Raw genomic sequence first — 14,671 nt, 5'->3', positions numbered from 1 at the left:
ACAGGCCCTCAATCGCTTCGCCATTCAATTCGAGGGCCGCTTGCCACTCTCACTCCACTAACCAAAACCGCATTTACACAAAAAATTTGACAGACTCAATCGGAGTCATTTTACCGCAGTTTATGCTGCGGCAAAAGCTACCCTCGCTTATCTAAGGTGCTTGAGCGAGGGTTCCTTTTTAAGGAATGGTGCGAAACCAGTGTTCAATTTATCTGGTTTCTACTGCTTGAATTCCCCCAAACCACCACCAATTCATAGGGAAATTTTGCATTCACGGGGGTAAGCAGCCATGCGCATGGACAAACTGACCAACAAATTCCAACTGGCTTTGAGCGATGCCCAGAGCCTGGCAGTTGGGCGCGACCATCAATTCATCGAACCGGTGCACCTGATGGCGGCCTTGCTCGACCAGGACGGCGGCACGGTGCGGCCCTTGCTCGCTCAGGCCGATGTCAACATCAACTTGCTGCGCTCCCAGCTCGGCGAGGCGCTGGATCGGTTGCCGCGGGTCGAGGGCGCGGGCGGCGACGTGCAGGTTTCCAACGCCTTGTCGCGTTTGCTGAATCTGACCGATAAACTGGCCCAGCAGCGCAAGGACGCCTACATCTCGTCCGAATTATTCGTGCTCGCCGCACTGGAGGATAAGGGCGAGCTGGGGACGATTCTGCACAAGGCGGGCGCGACCAGGAGTCTGATTGAACGCGGCATTAACGCCATGCGCGGCGGGCAAAAGGTCGAAGACCCGAATGCCGAGGATCAGCGCCAGGCCCTGGAAAAATACACCATCGATCTGACCGAGCGGGCCGAACAGGGCAAGCTTGATCCGGTGATCGGCCGCGACGACGAAATCCGCCGCACCATTCAGGTGTTGCAGCGGCGCACCAAGAACAACCCGGTGTTGATCGGCGAACCCGGCGTCGGCAAGACCGCCATCGTCGAAGGGCTGGCCCAGCGCATCATCAACGGCGAAGTGCCGGAAGGCTTGAAGAACAAGCGGGTGCTGGCGCTCGACATGGGCGCGCTGATTGCGGGCGCGAAGTTTCGCGGCGAGTTCGAGGAGCGGCTGAAAGCGGTATTGAAAGACCTGAGCAAACAGGAAGGCCAGATCATCCTGTTCATCGACGAATTGCACACCATGGTCGGCGCGGGCAAGGCCGAGGGCGCGATGGACGCGGGCAATATGCTGAAACCGGCGCTGGCCCGTGGCGAGTTGCATTGCATCGGCGCGACCACGCTGGACGAATACCGCAAATACATCGAGAAGGACGCGGCGCTGGAGCGGCGCTTCCAGAAGGTGCTGGTCAACGAACCGAGCGTCGAGGACACCATCGCGATTCTGCGCGGCCTGAACGAGCGCTATGAAGTGCATCACGGGGTAGAAATCACCGACCCGGCCATCGTCGCCGCCGCCACGCTGTCGCACCGCTACATCACCGACCGCAACCTGCCGGACAAGGCGATTGATCTGATCGACGAGGCGGCCTCGCGCATCCGCATGGAGATCGACTCCAAGCCGGAAGCGATGGATCGGCTGGAGCGGCGCTTGATTCAATTGAAGATCGAGCGCGAGGCGCTGAAAAAGGAAAGCGACGAGGCCTCCAAGAAGCGGCTGGAATTGCTGGAGCAGGAAATCAGTAAGCTGGAAAAGGAATACAGCGATTTCGAGGAAGTCTGGAAAGCGGAAAAGCTGGCGCTGCATGGCTCGGCCCAGGTCAAGGAAGAATTGGAGCGGGCGCGGCTGGAAATGGATACCGCTCGCCGCGCCGGCGATCTGGCGCGGATGTCGGAGTTGAGTTATGGCCGCATTCCCGAACTGGAGCGGAAGTTGAGCCAGGCGACCGCCGCTGAATCTGGCGCCAGTCAGTTCAAGCTGTTGCGCAACAAAGTCACTGATGAGGAAATCGCCGAGGTGGTTTCCAAATGGACGGGGATTCCGGTGTCCAAGATGCTGGAAGGTGAGCGCGACAAGCTGTTGCGGATGGAAGAGGTGATTCAAAAGCGGGTCGTGGGGCAGGATGAAGCGGTGAAAGCGGTCAGCGATGCCATCCGGCGCTCGCGGGCGGGCTTGTCCGATCCCAATCGGCCCAACGGCTCGTTCCTGTTCCTCGGCCCGACCGGTGTCGGCAAGACCGAGTTGTGCAAGGCGTTGGCGGCGTTCTTGTTCGACACCGAAGAGGCGATGATCCGCATCGACATGTCCGAGTTTATGGAGAAGCATTCCGTGTCGCGGATGATCGGCGCACCGCCCGGCTATGTCGGCTACGACGAAGGTGGCTATCTGACCGAGGCGGTACGGCGGCGGCCTTATTCCGTCATTCTGCTGGACGAGGTGGAAAAGGCCCATCAGGACGTGTTCAACGTGCTGTTGCAGGTGCTGGACGACGGTCGTCTGACCGACGGTCAGGGCCGGACGGTGGATTTTCGCAATACCGTAATCGTGATGACCTCAAATCTCGGCTCGCAGATGATTCAGGAGATGGCGGCGCAGAATAACTATCCGCTGATGAAGAGCATGGTGATGACTCAGGTGGCGGATCATTTCCGGCCGGAGTTCATCAACCGCATTGACGAGGTGGTGGTGTTTCATCCGCTGGGCCGCGACCAGATTCGCTCGATTGCCGACATTCAAATCGGTTATCTGCGCAAGCGGCTGGCCGACCGGCAGATGGGCTTGGAGGTCACCACGGCGGCGCTGGATAAGCTCGGTGAGGCCGGTTTCGATCCGGTCTATGGGGCGCGACCGCTCAAGCGGGCGATTCAGCAGGAGTTGGAAAATCCGCTGGCGCGGCGGATTCTGGCCGGGGAATTCGGGCCGAGCGATACCGTGGTGGTCGATACCGGCAAGGACGGGTTGGAGTTCCGCAAACGGTCGGCGGATAAGCTGGCCAAATGAGGCAAAACTGGAGCGCCGAAAGGCGCTTCGACAGATTCGTTATTTGGAAATTGCGTTCTGATTTTTTTACCCATGCTCGAATTGGCGAGTGAAAGGCAAAGTTTTCGCAATAGTTCGACAGTTTTTAGGCGGTTCATCACCGCTTCCTGGCTCATATCAATCTTCACTGCTGTCAAATTCTTGGAGTAATTATGGGTGCAGCTAAAAACTGGCTGATTGAACAACAAAGAGAGCGCCAACAATTAGTTGATGAAATGCCGCAGACAATTTTGAACATTTCTTCTGAATTAGAATCTGCTTTTGAAAAAATTGAATCCTTAGAAAACCAAATTATTACTTTGAATTCAAAAACTGAAAAATATAAAGCTCTTATCTCTGGGTTTGCTCTTGGTATACTTGCTTCTATTATTGCATCTGGCATCTGGTGGTTATTAGCCTACTATATTCATATACTTAGAAATTGAAATTTAATCAGCAAGTTATTTGGAGATGATTATATGCAAGCTATTGAGTTAGAAACTAAAATCTCCTTAGAAGGGCATATTGTTTTGCCGGAGCCTTTGCGAAATCTCTATGGCAGTCATGCCCGAATGATTTTATTGTTGGAAGATCCAGTACAAGAAAAGAAACATCAGCATAACCTGTTGGCACTGCGCGGTGCGATGAAAGACAGTACAGATTTTGATGAAGCCATGCGAGATATGGAAAAGGCTTGGCAGCAATGGCAACCATAGAATTGTGCTTCGATACTAATATCCTGATTGATTTTTTGAAGAATCGGGAGCCAGGCGCAACAGCATTAGAAAAAGCGTTGTCCGATTATCATTGCGGGATTACTTCAATCACCCACTATGAGTTGTTGTACGGAATGGCTCGCGCCCGATATTCCATTGGCGAAGAGGTAATGGCGGAAGCCCTGATTGTACTGCCGCTGGATCGTGTAGCGGCAGCGCTGGCGGCCCGACTCCACGCCAATTTAGTTCATGCCAATCAGGACATTGGGGTCAAGGATACCCTGATCGCTGCTATTTGTCTCAGCCAGAAGGTGCCGTTGCTTACTGCTAACATTCGGCACTTCTCACGGGTTGCTGGTTTAAATGTCCTTGATCCACATTGGGAAAGCAATCGGGGTCACGATAAAGCCGAGTGATCCAGTGTTTCAATCATGCCGCGTTAATTTGCCAAGCGGGTTATTTCATGCGGAAACCTTGAGTGGGCCAAAGCTCAGATAGCCTTCTCGATCACTCTCATAGAAACCTTCAGCGGGCATCGGCTCGGCCAGGTCGAACAGATACGGATGTTTATTGTAAAAGGTCTCAGGCTGGGGAGCATTCGGCGTGATGCCGGTCTTGAATTTTTCAACCAGATCAGGATTGGGGATGCTCAACATGCCGAAGGCTACCGCATCGGCTAAACCGCTGGCGATGGCTTGTTCCGCTGTTTGCTGGGTATAGCCCTCGTTGGCGATAAAGCCGCCTGTAAACAACGGCCGCAACTTTGGACTGATGCTGTCTGGGGCCGCGCGCTCGCGCGCGACGATGAACGCCAGATGACGCTGGGAAAGCGCGCTGACCAGATAGCTGAAGGTTTCCAGCGGATTGGCGTCACCCATGCCGAGAAAATCGCAGCGCGGCGCGAGGTGATAACCGACGCGCCCGGCCCCCCATACCTCCACCACCGCATCGACCACCTCCAGCGGAAACCGCGCGCGATTGTCCGGCGATCCTCCGTAAGCATCGGTGCGTAAATTGGCATTGCTTTGCAGGAACTGGTCGAGTAAATAGCCGTTGCCGCCATGAATCTCCACCCCATCAAAGCCCGCCCGCTTGGCATTTTGCGCGCCCTGGCGAAACGCAGCCACCACCTGCGCGATCTCCGGCACGGTCAGCGCGTGGGGGACGCCATACGTTTTTTTCGGACGCAGCAACGCAATCGATAGCTCGTGTGGCGCGATAGCGCTCGGCCCCACCGGTGTGGCGCCATTGAGATAAAGGGGATCGGACAAGCGCCCGACATGCCACAGTTGCAGCACAATGATGCCGCCTCGTTCGTGTACCGCATCGGTAATTTTGCGCCAGCCCGCCACCTGCGCTTCGCTCCAAATCCCCGGTGTGCGCGGATAACCGACCCCCATCGGCTCCACCGAAGTCGCCTCGGTGATGAGCAAGCCCATCCACGCCCGCTGGGCGTAATACGCCGCCATCAAAGCGTTTGGCACACGCTGGTAATCGGCGCGACAGCGGGTCAGCGGGGCCAGCACTACCCGATTCTGCAAGCGTAATTCCCCAAATTGCACCGGCTCGAACAAGATCGACATAGCAGACTCCATAGAGGGTGATGACAACAAATTTATTCTGGGGAAAGGTTGGTCCAGTAGCGGCAACAACTCACACAAGCCGCTCAGCGGGATTTCCACCCAATCTGGGCGATTGTCCAATTCATAGCGCAATTCGTAGCACACTTTCTCCAGCGTGAACGCCTGCAACAACGGATTAGCCTGGGCGAGATCAATGCCAAGGCCGACATTATCGCGCGTCGCTTCGGCGTAACCGTTCAGAAACGCCGCCCGCGTCTGCCGCTCCCAGTCGTCAAGGCGCGGCGCGAGCGCCTGTCGATCAGCGGTGAACGGTCGCAAAGCGGCGTGCGCGGCATAATTGAAGGACCGCACCATGCCAACCACATCGCGTAGCGGCGACTGTTTGTCCCGTCGCTCCTCCAGCGTCCGCGACGGTTCACCCTCGAGGTCGATAATAATCACATCCTCCTTGGCAACCAGCACCTGGCCCAGATGGTAGTCGCCGTGGTAGCGGATTTTCACAGTGCCCGGATTAAGCGTTGCGGTCTGTTTCAGACTTGCCAGCAATGCGCCACGCGCCGCCAACAAGCGATCCACCCTTGGCCAGGCCGATTCCGGCAACGATTCCCGCTGCTGAGCCAGCCGCTCGAAGGTGGCGATAGCTTCATCTCGAATCCGGTTTAACCAGCGCGTTAGATCAGCCGCCGTGATCGGTTCGGGATTGAATGCCGGATCACCGCTGATTTGCGCCAGCGTCCGATGCAACTCGCCGGTACGTCGGCCCAGCGTGGTGGCGAAAATTCGGTACAGGCCGTGAATCTCATCCGCTTTTCGCACCATTTCCGGCTGCTGCAAGCAATTGTCCAGAAAACGCTTCAGATAGTCCTGGGTATAGCGCCAGGCATCGCCCTGATTGGCGACGAAACCATGCAGCAAGACCAGCGCGGTTCGCTCGCCGTTGCCGTCTTCGTATTCGAGCGCACCGGCCAGCGGCGCGATGTTGCGAAAACCCGCTTCCGTGAGAAACCGGCCCATCTCCAGTTCAGGACTCATGCCCGACTGTAAGCGGCGATAGGCTTTCATCAGCAGCCGATCACCGATGGCGATACTGGTGTTGCTGCTGTCCGCCGCCAACTGCTTGACGGGCAACGCTTCGGAGATCGCGCTCGGACAGCCAGCAAAAGCCGGTGTAGCCGAGAATCGCAACCAGCCTGCACCCAGCGGTATTTGAGCGTTCTGGGCCATCAACTTGACCAGCAGTTGACAAAACCGTTCCTCAGCAAAAGCGTCGTACAGCCAACCGGTCCGGGCCTGAATCTGAACTTTGGTCAAGGCAGAGCGCCGCAGCGAGCGCCATTTTTCCTCGCCGTCCTCTGGCCATGCCAGCGCCAGTGGCAAGGCGTAATGTTGGGCTTCAGAGCGCCCAGTGAACCATACGCCAATGCGTGCCAATAACCACTCGCTGTGCTCAGGCCAACTAACGTACTGTTCGAATTCTACTTTTTCGATGGGGGCGCCTTTTCCGGCAAACCAGCGTTGCGCCGGTAAAAAGGTCGGCAATATCTCGCCGAGTAATGGTTGATAACTTGCGCTCCAACCTTCAAGGTTAGGGTTAGACGGCGTATTCATTTGCGATTACAGCCCAGTCAGCGTTTTTAGTCGCCTTAATTCGGCCACCGCTTGTTCCGGGGTCATCTGCTCGATAGCCAGTTCAGCCAGGGCGGCAACCACGGGATGGCTCGCCTCACCGAACAAGGACAGTTGTGGCGAGACGGCTACTGCACGTCCAGGCAGCTCGCGACGCACCATCTGCCGCTCCAGCAACCGCAAGCGCTGGCGAGCCTGTTGAATCACCACCGGCGGCACTCCAGCCAGGGCCGCGACCTGTAAGCCATAGCTGCGACTGGCTGGGCCGTCTTGGACCTGGTGCAGGAAAACAATGGTTTCGCCATGCTCCACGGCGTCAAGATGAACATTGGCAATGCCAGGTTGCTCATCGGGCAGGCGGGTCAATTCAAAGTAATGGGTGGCGAACAAGGTGAATGCCCGTACCGTGCTGGCCAAATGCGCCGCACAGGCCCACGCCAGCGCCAGGCCGTCGAAGGTGCTGGTGCCGCGTCCGATTTCATCAATCAATACCAGGCTATACGGGGTGGCGTTGTGCAGGATATTAGCCGCTTCGCTCATCTCTACCATGAACGTCGAACGGCCGGTCGCCAGATCGTCGGATGCGCCGATCCGGGTGAAAATCCGGTCGATGGGACCGATGATCGCGTGTTGGGCCGGGACGTAACTGCCGATATGGGCCAGCAGCACGATCAAGGCAGTCTGGCGCATGAAGGTGGATTTACCGCCGAGATTGGGGCCGGTGATCACCAGCATCCGCCGTTGCTCGGGTTCTAGGCGCAAATCATTCGGCACGAAAGGCTCGTCGAGTACCTGCTCGACCACAGGATGCCGACCTGCCGTGATCTCGATGCCCGGTGCGTCAACCAGCTTAGGAGGATTCCAGCGTAGCGCGGTGGCCCGTTCCGCCAGATTGGCCAGCACATCCAATTCCGCCAGTGCGGCGGCGGTTGCCTGAAGCGTGGGTAAGCGGGCGATCAACTGATCAAGCAAACCTTCATACAGGAGTTTTTCCCGTGCCAGAGCCTGTTCCTGGGCGCGTAAGGCTTTGTGCTCAAATTCGCGCAATTCCGGGATAATGTAGCGTTCCGCGCCCTTGAGGGTCTGACGTCGCAGATAATCGGCCGGAACCGCTTGTGATTGAGCGCGCGTGACCTCAATATAGTAGCCGTGTACGCGATTGAAGCCGACCTTGAGATTGGCGATGCCGGTTCGCTGCCGTTCCCGCGCTTCCAGAGCGACCAGATAATCATCGGCGTGCTCGCTGAGATTGCGTAGCTCATCCAGCTCGGCATCATAGCCAGTTGCGATGACACCGCCGTCACGTATGACTTGCGGCGGGTTGCTGATAATCGCGCGCTGTAGCAGAGCGTGTACCTCTGGCTGTGGGCCGACGCGGTTGGCCAGATCGGCCAATAAAGACTCCTCCGGTCGGCTAAGAAATGCTTGCACATCCGGCAGGCGAGCCAAGGCATCCGCCAGCGCCACTAAATCACGCGGACGGGCCGATTTCAGCGCCACCCGCGCCAGAATCCGTTCCACATCCCCGGTACCGCGCAACAGCCCACGCAGGTAGTCGTGGCCGTGATCGGCTAGCAAATACCGCACACGACCACGCCGCTGGCTGAGGGCACTCCGGTCGCGCAACGGCCGATGCAGCCAGCGGCGCAGCAGCCGGGCACCCATCGCGGTCACGCAACGGTCAAGTACACCCAGCAGCGTGTGTTCCGGTCGCCCGCTTAGGCTATCTTCCAGCTCCAGATGACGGCGGCTGGCCGCGTCCAGGACGATACTGTCCTCGTGGCGTTCAACCCGTAAACCGGTGAGGTGGGGCAGGGCGCCGCGCTGGGTATCCTTGACGTATTGCAGCAAGCACCCGGCCGCACCCAGGGCCATCGGTTGATCGGTACAACCGAACCCGTCCAAATTGCGCACGCCAAACTGAGCGCAGAGCGCGCGGATGGCGCTGTCCGTATCGAAATGCCATGGTGCGCGGGGGCGCAAGCCCGGATGTTGCCGCCAAGGTGGGGTGGGAATGAAATCCTCGCTGACCAGCAACTCGGCCGGTCGCAGTCGCTCCAACTCACTATGGAGTGCAATATCCCCTTGCAGTTGAGTGACGGTAAAGCGACCACCACTTAGTTCCAGGCTGGCGATTCCATAGGTGCCCTTGCTGTGGTGCAATGCCACCAGCAGGTTATCTCGGCGCTCGTCGAGCAATGCCTCGTCAGTCAGCGTGCCGGGCGTTACGATCCGCGCGACTTGGCGCTCCATCGGTCCTTTGCTGGTGGCCGGATCGCCCAATTGCTCACAGATCGCCACCGACAAGCCGAGTTTGACCAGTTTGGCCAGATAGCCTTCAACGGCATGGAATGGCACGCCGGCCATCGGGATCGGCGCTCCGGCCGATTGGCCGCGTGTGGTCAGGGTGATGTTCAGTAGCTTGGCCGCGCGGTGAGCGTCCTCGTAAAAAAGCTCGTAGAAGTCCCCCATTCGATAAAACAGCAGGGTGTCGGGATAGTCCGCTTTGATGCGCAGATATTGCCGCATCATCGGGGTATGCTGATCTAAGTTGTCCAAACAGCGCATCGCTCCCAATCGGTCAAAATTCGCTTTACCCAAGACGGGTTTCAGACTATTTTCCGCGCCACTTCGCCAGTTGCGCAAATGTCATGATCAACGCCTTCGAACTGCAAAACGGCCGCCTGCGCCAAATTCAAATTGAAACCAAAGCCGACCTGGAACGTACCCGTCCCATTTGGATCGATTTCGATGATCCCACCGATGACGAGCGGCTGCTAGCCAAGGAACTGTTCAACTTGACCCTGCCGGATGAGGACGATTTCGGCGATATCGAAGCCAGCGCCCGCTGTTTTGAGGATGCGAGCGGCTCCTTGCAGATTCGCTCGGATTTTCTGCTGGATAGGGATGGTGAATCCCGTAATGTGCCGGTGGCGTTCGTGCTACGGCAGGACACCTTATTTAGCCTGCATGAAGAGGATTTGCCGGTTTTTCGCCTGCTGCGCTTGCGTGCCAGGCACCAGCCCGGTTATCTGGAAGATTGCCGGGATGTGTTGCTTGATCTGTACGCCACCGACGCCGAATATTCCGCCGATTCCCTGGAAGGCGTTTATGCTGCCTTGGAGGAGGTCGGCAACCGGGTATTGACGGCGCCTCTCACCGACGAAGCCGCTGCTGAGGTGCTGTCTGGGATCGCCCGCCAGGAAGACCTGAACGGGCGCGTTCGCCGTAATCTGATGGATACCCGCCGCGCCATTTCTTTTCTGATGCGGCGGCGCTTGCTGAATAACGATCAAATCGAAGAGGCACGCCAGATTGTGCGCGACATCGAATCGCTGGATGGTCATACGTCATTTTTGTTTGAAAAAATCAACTTTTTAATGGATGCGACGGTCGGTTTCATCAACATCAACCAAAATAAGATCATCAAGATTTTCTCGGTTGCTTCGGTGGCATTGCTGCCGCCAACCCTGATTGCCAGCATCTACGGAATGAATTTTGAAATGATGCCCGAACTCAAATGGGTCTTCGGCTATCCGTTTGCGTTGTCTCTGATGGCCGCGTCTGTCCTGGCGCCTTTCTTGGTGTTTCGCAAGAAGGGATGGCTGAAATAAACCGGTGGGAGAGTGCCATGAGTAGCAAAATCGTCTCTGACGTACAGTTGGACCTGTTGGCGATGCGCGTCGGTGAAACGCTGCGCACGAGTGATCTGCGCTTAGTGACCGCCGAGTCGTGTACGGGGGGGTGGATTGCCAAAATCATCACCGACATCCCTGGTAGTTCCGGCTGGTTCGACCAGGGTTTTGTTGCGTACAGCAATACCGCTAAGATGGATTCATTGGGTGTCAAGGAAGCGACGTTGGCTGAATGGGGTGCGGTCAGCGCGGAAACGGTGGCCGAGATGACGGCCGGTGCTTTGCAGCGAAGCGGGGCTGGGGTGGCCGTCGCCGTGAGCGGCATCGCCGGTCCCGATGGGGGCACCCCGGATAAACCGGTAGGGACCGTTTATCTGGCCTGGATGCTGGAGGATGGCCTGCTGCATACCGAGTGCCGCCATTTTGTTGGTGATCGGGTTGCTGTGCGCCGCCAAACGGTCGTCGCTGCCTTGGAAGGGCTATTGGATGTCCTTGCCCTGCAACCCTGAAGGACTGCGGCGTTTGTTTCTGGCGGTGTGGCCGGCAGACGCCGAGTGTCGGCAACTGGCGGAATTGGCGGCGAACGTGGCGGGCCGACGGCGAGTCCGCGATGCCAATTTGCATTTGACGCTGGTCTTTCTGGATGCGACCGATGCCGAGCGGCTGGCCGCTTATGAGACCGCATTGGCTGGTTTGATGGTACCGACGCTGGTGCTGATTCTGGATCGCTACGGTTACTGGCCACGCTCCCGCATTCTCTGGCTCGGTTGCAGCGAAACGCCGCCGGCACTGGTCGATCTGGTGGCTGATCTGCACCGCCGATTGCGCGGCTGTGGCTTTAGCCCGGAGCAGCGTGCGTTTCAAGCCCATGTGACCTTGGCCCGCAATTTTCCCGGCCCCGCGCCAAAGCAGGCACCGACTGCTTCTGTCCATTGGCCGATTGAAGAGGTGGCGCTGGTAGAGTCGCTGCAAGGCGAGACCGGTTCGTATTATCGCGTTGTGCGAAGCTGGCCGGCGGGGTGTTCTGGTGGCTGAGAAGAGTTTTCGCCGATTGCGCGCTCTTGAGGAAACTTGCGAGCCGCGTATTATCTAACTATCAGTTATTCGCTATCAGCCCGTGGCGGTCAAGGAAAGGGCGTACCTTGTATCGTCGGCAAATGTCCCCATATACGTGAAATCGCCAGTGCCAGCACTATCAACTAAGGCCCATGAGCAAGGATCATTCATCGTCTCCTGACTCGGAACGCGGCCTGGTCGTCGAACCGGCCAAGCCCCAACTTAAGCAGCCGCCCCTGTATAAGGTGGTGCTGCTCAACGATGACTACACGCCGATGGATTTTGTGGTACGAATCTTGGAAGACTTTTTCAGCATGAACCGGGAAAAAGCGACCCAGGTCATGTTGCATGTCCACACCCGTGGCCGCGGAGTGTGCGGGGTCTATACTCATGACATTGCGGAGACGAAAGTGGCGCAAGTCAACGAGTTTTCACGCCGCCACCAGCATCCGTTGTTATGCACTTTGGAAGAAGCTTAATTGGAAACCACCCCAGCGCGATTCGAGGTTTGAATTATGTTAAGCAAGGATTTGGAGTTTTCCATCAATCTTGCTTTCCGCGAGGCACGAGATCGGCGCCACGAATTCATGACTGTGGAGCACCTGCTCCTCGCGCTGCTGGATAATCCGGCGGCCGCCGAGGTCTTGCGGGCCTGCGGCGCCCATCTGGACAAGCTGAAACGGGATTTGCAGGTTTTTATCCGGGATAACACGCCGGTGCTTAACGCGGACGACCCGCGCGAGACCCAGCCGACGTTGGGGTTTCAGCGAGTATTGCAGCGGGCGGTCCTGCATGTGCAATCCTCCGGCAATAAGGAAGTGACCGGCGCCAATGTGCTGGTGGCGATTTTTGGTGAACAGGAATCTCAGGCAGTATTTTTGCTGAAACAGCAGGAAATCAGCCGCTTGGATGTGGTGAATTTCATCTCGCACGGTATTTCCAAGATTTCCGAAGAGCAAGAATCGGCTCCGCCGCAAAACGAGGAAAACGCCGAAAACCAAAGCGCCAAACCGCTGGAGAATTTTGCCTCCAATCTGAACGAACTGGCACGGCAGGGCCGGATTGACCCGCTGATTGGTCGTCGGGAGGAGATTGAACGCACCATTCAAATTTTATGTCGGCGGCGCAAGAACAATCCCTTGTTTGTCGGTGAAGCCGGTGTCGGTAAAACTGCTATCGCCGAAGGTTTAGCGAAGATGATCGTTGATGGCGAAGTGCCGGAAGTATTGGCCAACGCCACCATTTATGCGCTGGATTTGGGATCACTGGTGGCCGGCACTAAATATCGCGGTGATTTCGAAAAGCGCCTGAAATCGGTGCTGGCGCAATTGCGCAAGGAGCGCAACGCCGTGTTGTTTATCGACGAGATTCACACCATCATCGGCGCGGGCGCAGCATCGGGCGGGGTCATGGACGCTTCCAATCTGATCAAGCCGATGCTGGCGTCGGGCGATCTGAAATGTATCGGTTCGACCACCTATCAGGAATATCGCGGCATCTTCGAGAAGGATCGGGCGCTGGCGCGGCGTTTCCAGAAAATCGATGTCTCCGAACCGTCGGTCGAGGAAACCTACCAGATACTGCGCGGCCTGAAAACGCGCTTTGAGGAACACCACGATGTTAAGTACGCCGATAAGGCGTTACGCGCCGCCGTGGAACTGTCGGCCCGCTACATCAACGACCGCCATTTGCCGGATAAGGCCATCGACGTGATCGACGAAGCCGGCGCCAGCCAACGACTTTTGCCGGTGGCCAAGCGCAAGAAGGTGATCAACGTCACCGATGTCGAAACCATCATCGCCAAAATCGCCCGCATTCCGCCCAAAACCGTGTCGTCCTCGGATAAAGATGTGCTGCGTAACTTGGAACGGGATCTGAAGCTGGTGGTGTTCGGCCAGGATGAAGCCATCGCCATGTTGGCCAACGCCATCAAGATGGCCCGCGCCGGCTTGGGCAATGAGCAGAAACCGATTGGCTCGTTCCTTTTTGCCGGGCCGACGGGGGTCGGCAAGACCGAAGTGACTCGGCAACTCGCCCGGATCATGGGGATTGAGCTGATCCGCTTCGACATGTCCGAGTATATGGAACGGCACACCGTTTCCCGGTTGATCGGTGCGCCGCCCGGTTATGTCGGTTTCGATCAAGGCGGCTTGATGACCGATGCCATCCTCAAGCACCCGCACGCGGTGTTGCTGCTGGATGAGGTGGAGAAGGCACATCCTGATGTGTTCAATCTGCTGTTGCAGGTGATGGATCACGGCACGCTGACCGACAATAACGGCCGCAAGGCGGATTTTCGTAACGTCATTCTGGTAATGACCACGAATGCGGGCGCCGAATTGATGGATCGACCCTCTATCGGCTTTACGATGCAGGATCACAGCAGCGATGGGATGGAACTCATCAAGCGACTGTTCACGCCGGAGTTCCGTAACCGGTTGGATGCCATTGTGCAGTTCAAGGGTCTGACACCGAGCATCATCGCTCAGGTGGTGGACAAGTTCCTGATTGAGCTGGAAGCGCAATTGGAACCGAAGAAAGTGACCGTAGAGGTTGATTCGGACGGCCGGGCTTGGCTGGCTGCTCGTGGTTACGATCCCAAGATGGGCGCGCGGCCGATGGCGCGGATTATCCAGGAAAATATCAAGCGCCGACTGGCCGAGGAGCTGTTATTCGGCCGGCTTATCAACGGCGGCCATGTGACTGTCACCGTGCGGGATGGCGATTTGCAGGTGGAAATCGCTGAGGAGGAGGCAGTACCTTAGAGAGGTTGCGGGGCGTTGACCGGCAACCTGTGAGGAATGGCTTGCCGGTGACGTTGCCCAAGCGCACGTATAGCGTGCGAGAGCGATCAGCGTCCCCGATAAACGATGCGCCCTTTGCTCAAGTCGTAGGGAGTCAATTCCACCTTCACCTTGTCACCCGTCAGGATGCGAATGTAATGTTTGCGCATCCGGCCGGAGATATGCGCCGTGACAACATGGCCGTTTTCCAACTGCACCCTGAACATTGTGTTGGGCAATGTATCGACGACAGTGCCTTCCATTTCGATATGATCTTCTTTGGACATAACTTCTCGCTGGCAGTGATTGCAAGTCACCTGAAAAAAGACTGGCAACCATAGCGGAAATCCCTTGATCCGGC

At 57.2% G+C, this 14,671-nt stretch carries 12 protein-coding genes and 1 pseudogene; 9 read left to right on the top strand and 4 right to left on the bottom strand.

Features of this window, described 5'->3' with window-relative positions:
• The first annotated feature begins 289 nt into the window (after positions 1–289).
• The 4 genes from clpB (at position 290) to BN873_RS06575 (ending at position 4,043) form a co-directional block, all read left to right on the top strand.
• The gene (clpB, locus tag BN873_RS06590; protein ID WP_048671940.1) at positions 290–2,893 is read left to right on the top strand and encodes an ATP-dependent chaperone ClpB; all 2,604 of its coding nucleotides are present in this window, start codon (positions 290–292) and stop codon (positions 2,891–2,893) included.
• A gap of 191 nt (positions 2,894–3,084) precedes the next feature.
• Positions 3,085–3,357: a hypothetical protein gene (locus BN873_RS06585; protein ID WP_048671938.1), complete on the top strand. Its 273-nt coding sequence runs from the start codon at positions 3,085–3,087 to the stop codon at positions 3,355–3,357.
• A gap of 33 nt (positions 3,358–3,390) precedes the next feature.
• Positions 3,391–3,627, top strand: coding sequence for a hypothetical protein (locus BN873_RS06580; RefSeq protein WP_048671935.1), 237 nt, complete (start codon positions 3,391–3,393; stop codon positions 3,625–3,627).
• Complete coding sequence (locus tag BN873_RS06575; protein ID WP_048671932.1) at positions 3,615–4,043, top strand: type II toxin-antitoxin system VapC family toxin; 429 nt, start codon at positions 3,615–3,617, stop codon at positions 4,041–4,043. The genes BN873_RS06580 and BN873_RS06575 overlap by 13 nt, the downstream gene beginning before the upstream one ends.
• 45 nt (positions 4,044–4,088) lie before the next feature.
• On the opposite strand, the gene BN873_RS20810 is transcribed toward BN873_RS06575, so the two are convergent.
• The 3 genes and pseudogenes from BN873_RS20810 to mutS form a co-directional block, all read right to left on the bottom strand.
• A complete protein-coding gene (locus BN873_RS20810) occupies positions 4,089–5,210 on the bottom strand; it encodes an alkene reductase (protein WP_242434386.1) in 1,122 nt (373 codons plus the stop codon).
• 75 nt (positions 5,211–5,285) lie between these two features.
• A pseudogene (locus tag BN873_RS20805) lies at positions 5,286–6,818 on the bottom strand (putative maltokinase); the annotation flags it as partial.
• A 6-nt stretch (positions 6,819–6,824) separates the two neighbouring features.
• A complete protein-coding gene (gene mutS / locus BN873_RS06565; RefSeq protein ID WP_048671975.1) occupies positions 6,825–9,404 on the bottom strand; it encodes a DNA mismatch repair protein MutS in 2,580 nt (859 codons plus the stop codon).
• Between the two features lie 83 nt (positions 9,405–9,487).
• Here mutS and corA point away from each other — a divergent pair, with 83 nt between their 5' ends.
• The 5 genes from corA (at position 9,488) to clpA (ending at position 14,292) form a co-directional block, all read left to right on the top strand.
• Positions 9,488–10,450 (top strand): magnesium/cobalt transporter CorA, encoded by a 963-nt coding sequence (gene corA / locus BN873_RS06560; RefSeq protein ID WP_048671930.1) that lies wholly within the window; start codon positions 9,488–9,490, stop codon positions 10,448–10,450.
• Between the two features lie 17 nt (positions 10,451–10,467).
• Positions 10,468–10,980 carry a CinA family protein gene (locus BN873_RS06555; protein ID WP_048671929.1) on the top strand — a complete coding sequence of 171 codons (513 nt, stop codon included), beginning with the start codon at positions 10,468–10,470 and terminating at the stop codon, positions 10,978–10,980.
• Entirely contained in the window at positions 10,958–11,506 is a 549-nt protein-coding gene (thpR, locus tag BN873_RS06550; protein WP_048671926.1) for an RNA 2',3'-cyclic phosphodiesterase, read from the top strand. Before BN873_RS06555 ends, thpR begins: the two co-directional genes overlap by 23 nt.
• Before the next feature lie 173 nt (positions 11,507–11,679).
• Positions 11,680–12,006 carry an ATP-dependent Clp protease adapter ClpS gene (gene clpS, locus BN873_RS06545; RefSeq protein WP_048671924.1) on the top strand — a complete coding sequence of 109 codons (327 nt, stop codon included), beginning with the start codon at positions 11,680–11,682 and terminating at the stop codon, positions 12,004–12,006.
• Positions 12,007–12,042: 36 nt separating this feature from the next.
• Complete coding sequence (clpA, locus tag BN873_RS06540; protein ID WP_048671922.1) at positions 12,043–14,292, top strand: ATP-dependent Clp protease ATP-binding subunit ClpA; 2,250 nt, start codon at positions 12,043–12,045, stop codon at positions 14,290–14,292.
• An 86-nt stretch (positions 14,293–14,378) separates the two neighbouring features.
• Here clpA and infA read toward each other — a convergent pair whose 3' ends face one another.
• Positions 14,379–14,597 carry a translation initiation factor IF-1 gene (gene infA / locus BN873_RS06535; protein WP_048671919.1) on the bottom strand — a complete coding sequence of 73 codons (219 nt, stop codon included), beginning with the start codon at positions 14,595–14,597 and terminating at the stop codon, positions 14,379–14,381.
• Positions 14,598–14,671 lie beyond the last annotated feature (74 nt).

Origin of the sequence: Candidatus Competibacter denitrificans Run_A_D11 (assembly GCF_001051235.1) — a bacterium.
In the GTDB taxonomy this organism is placed as follows: Bacteria; Pseudomonadota; Gammaproteobacteria; order Competibacterales; family Competibacteraceae; genus Competibacter_A; species Competibacter_A denitrificans.
This window is presented reverse-complemented; position numbering and strand designations above follow the sequence as displayed.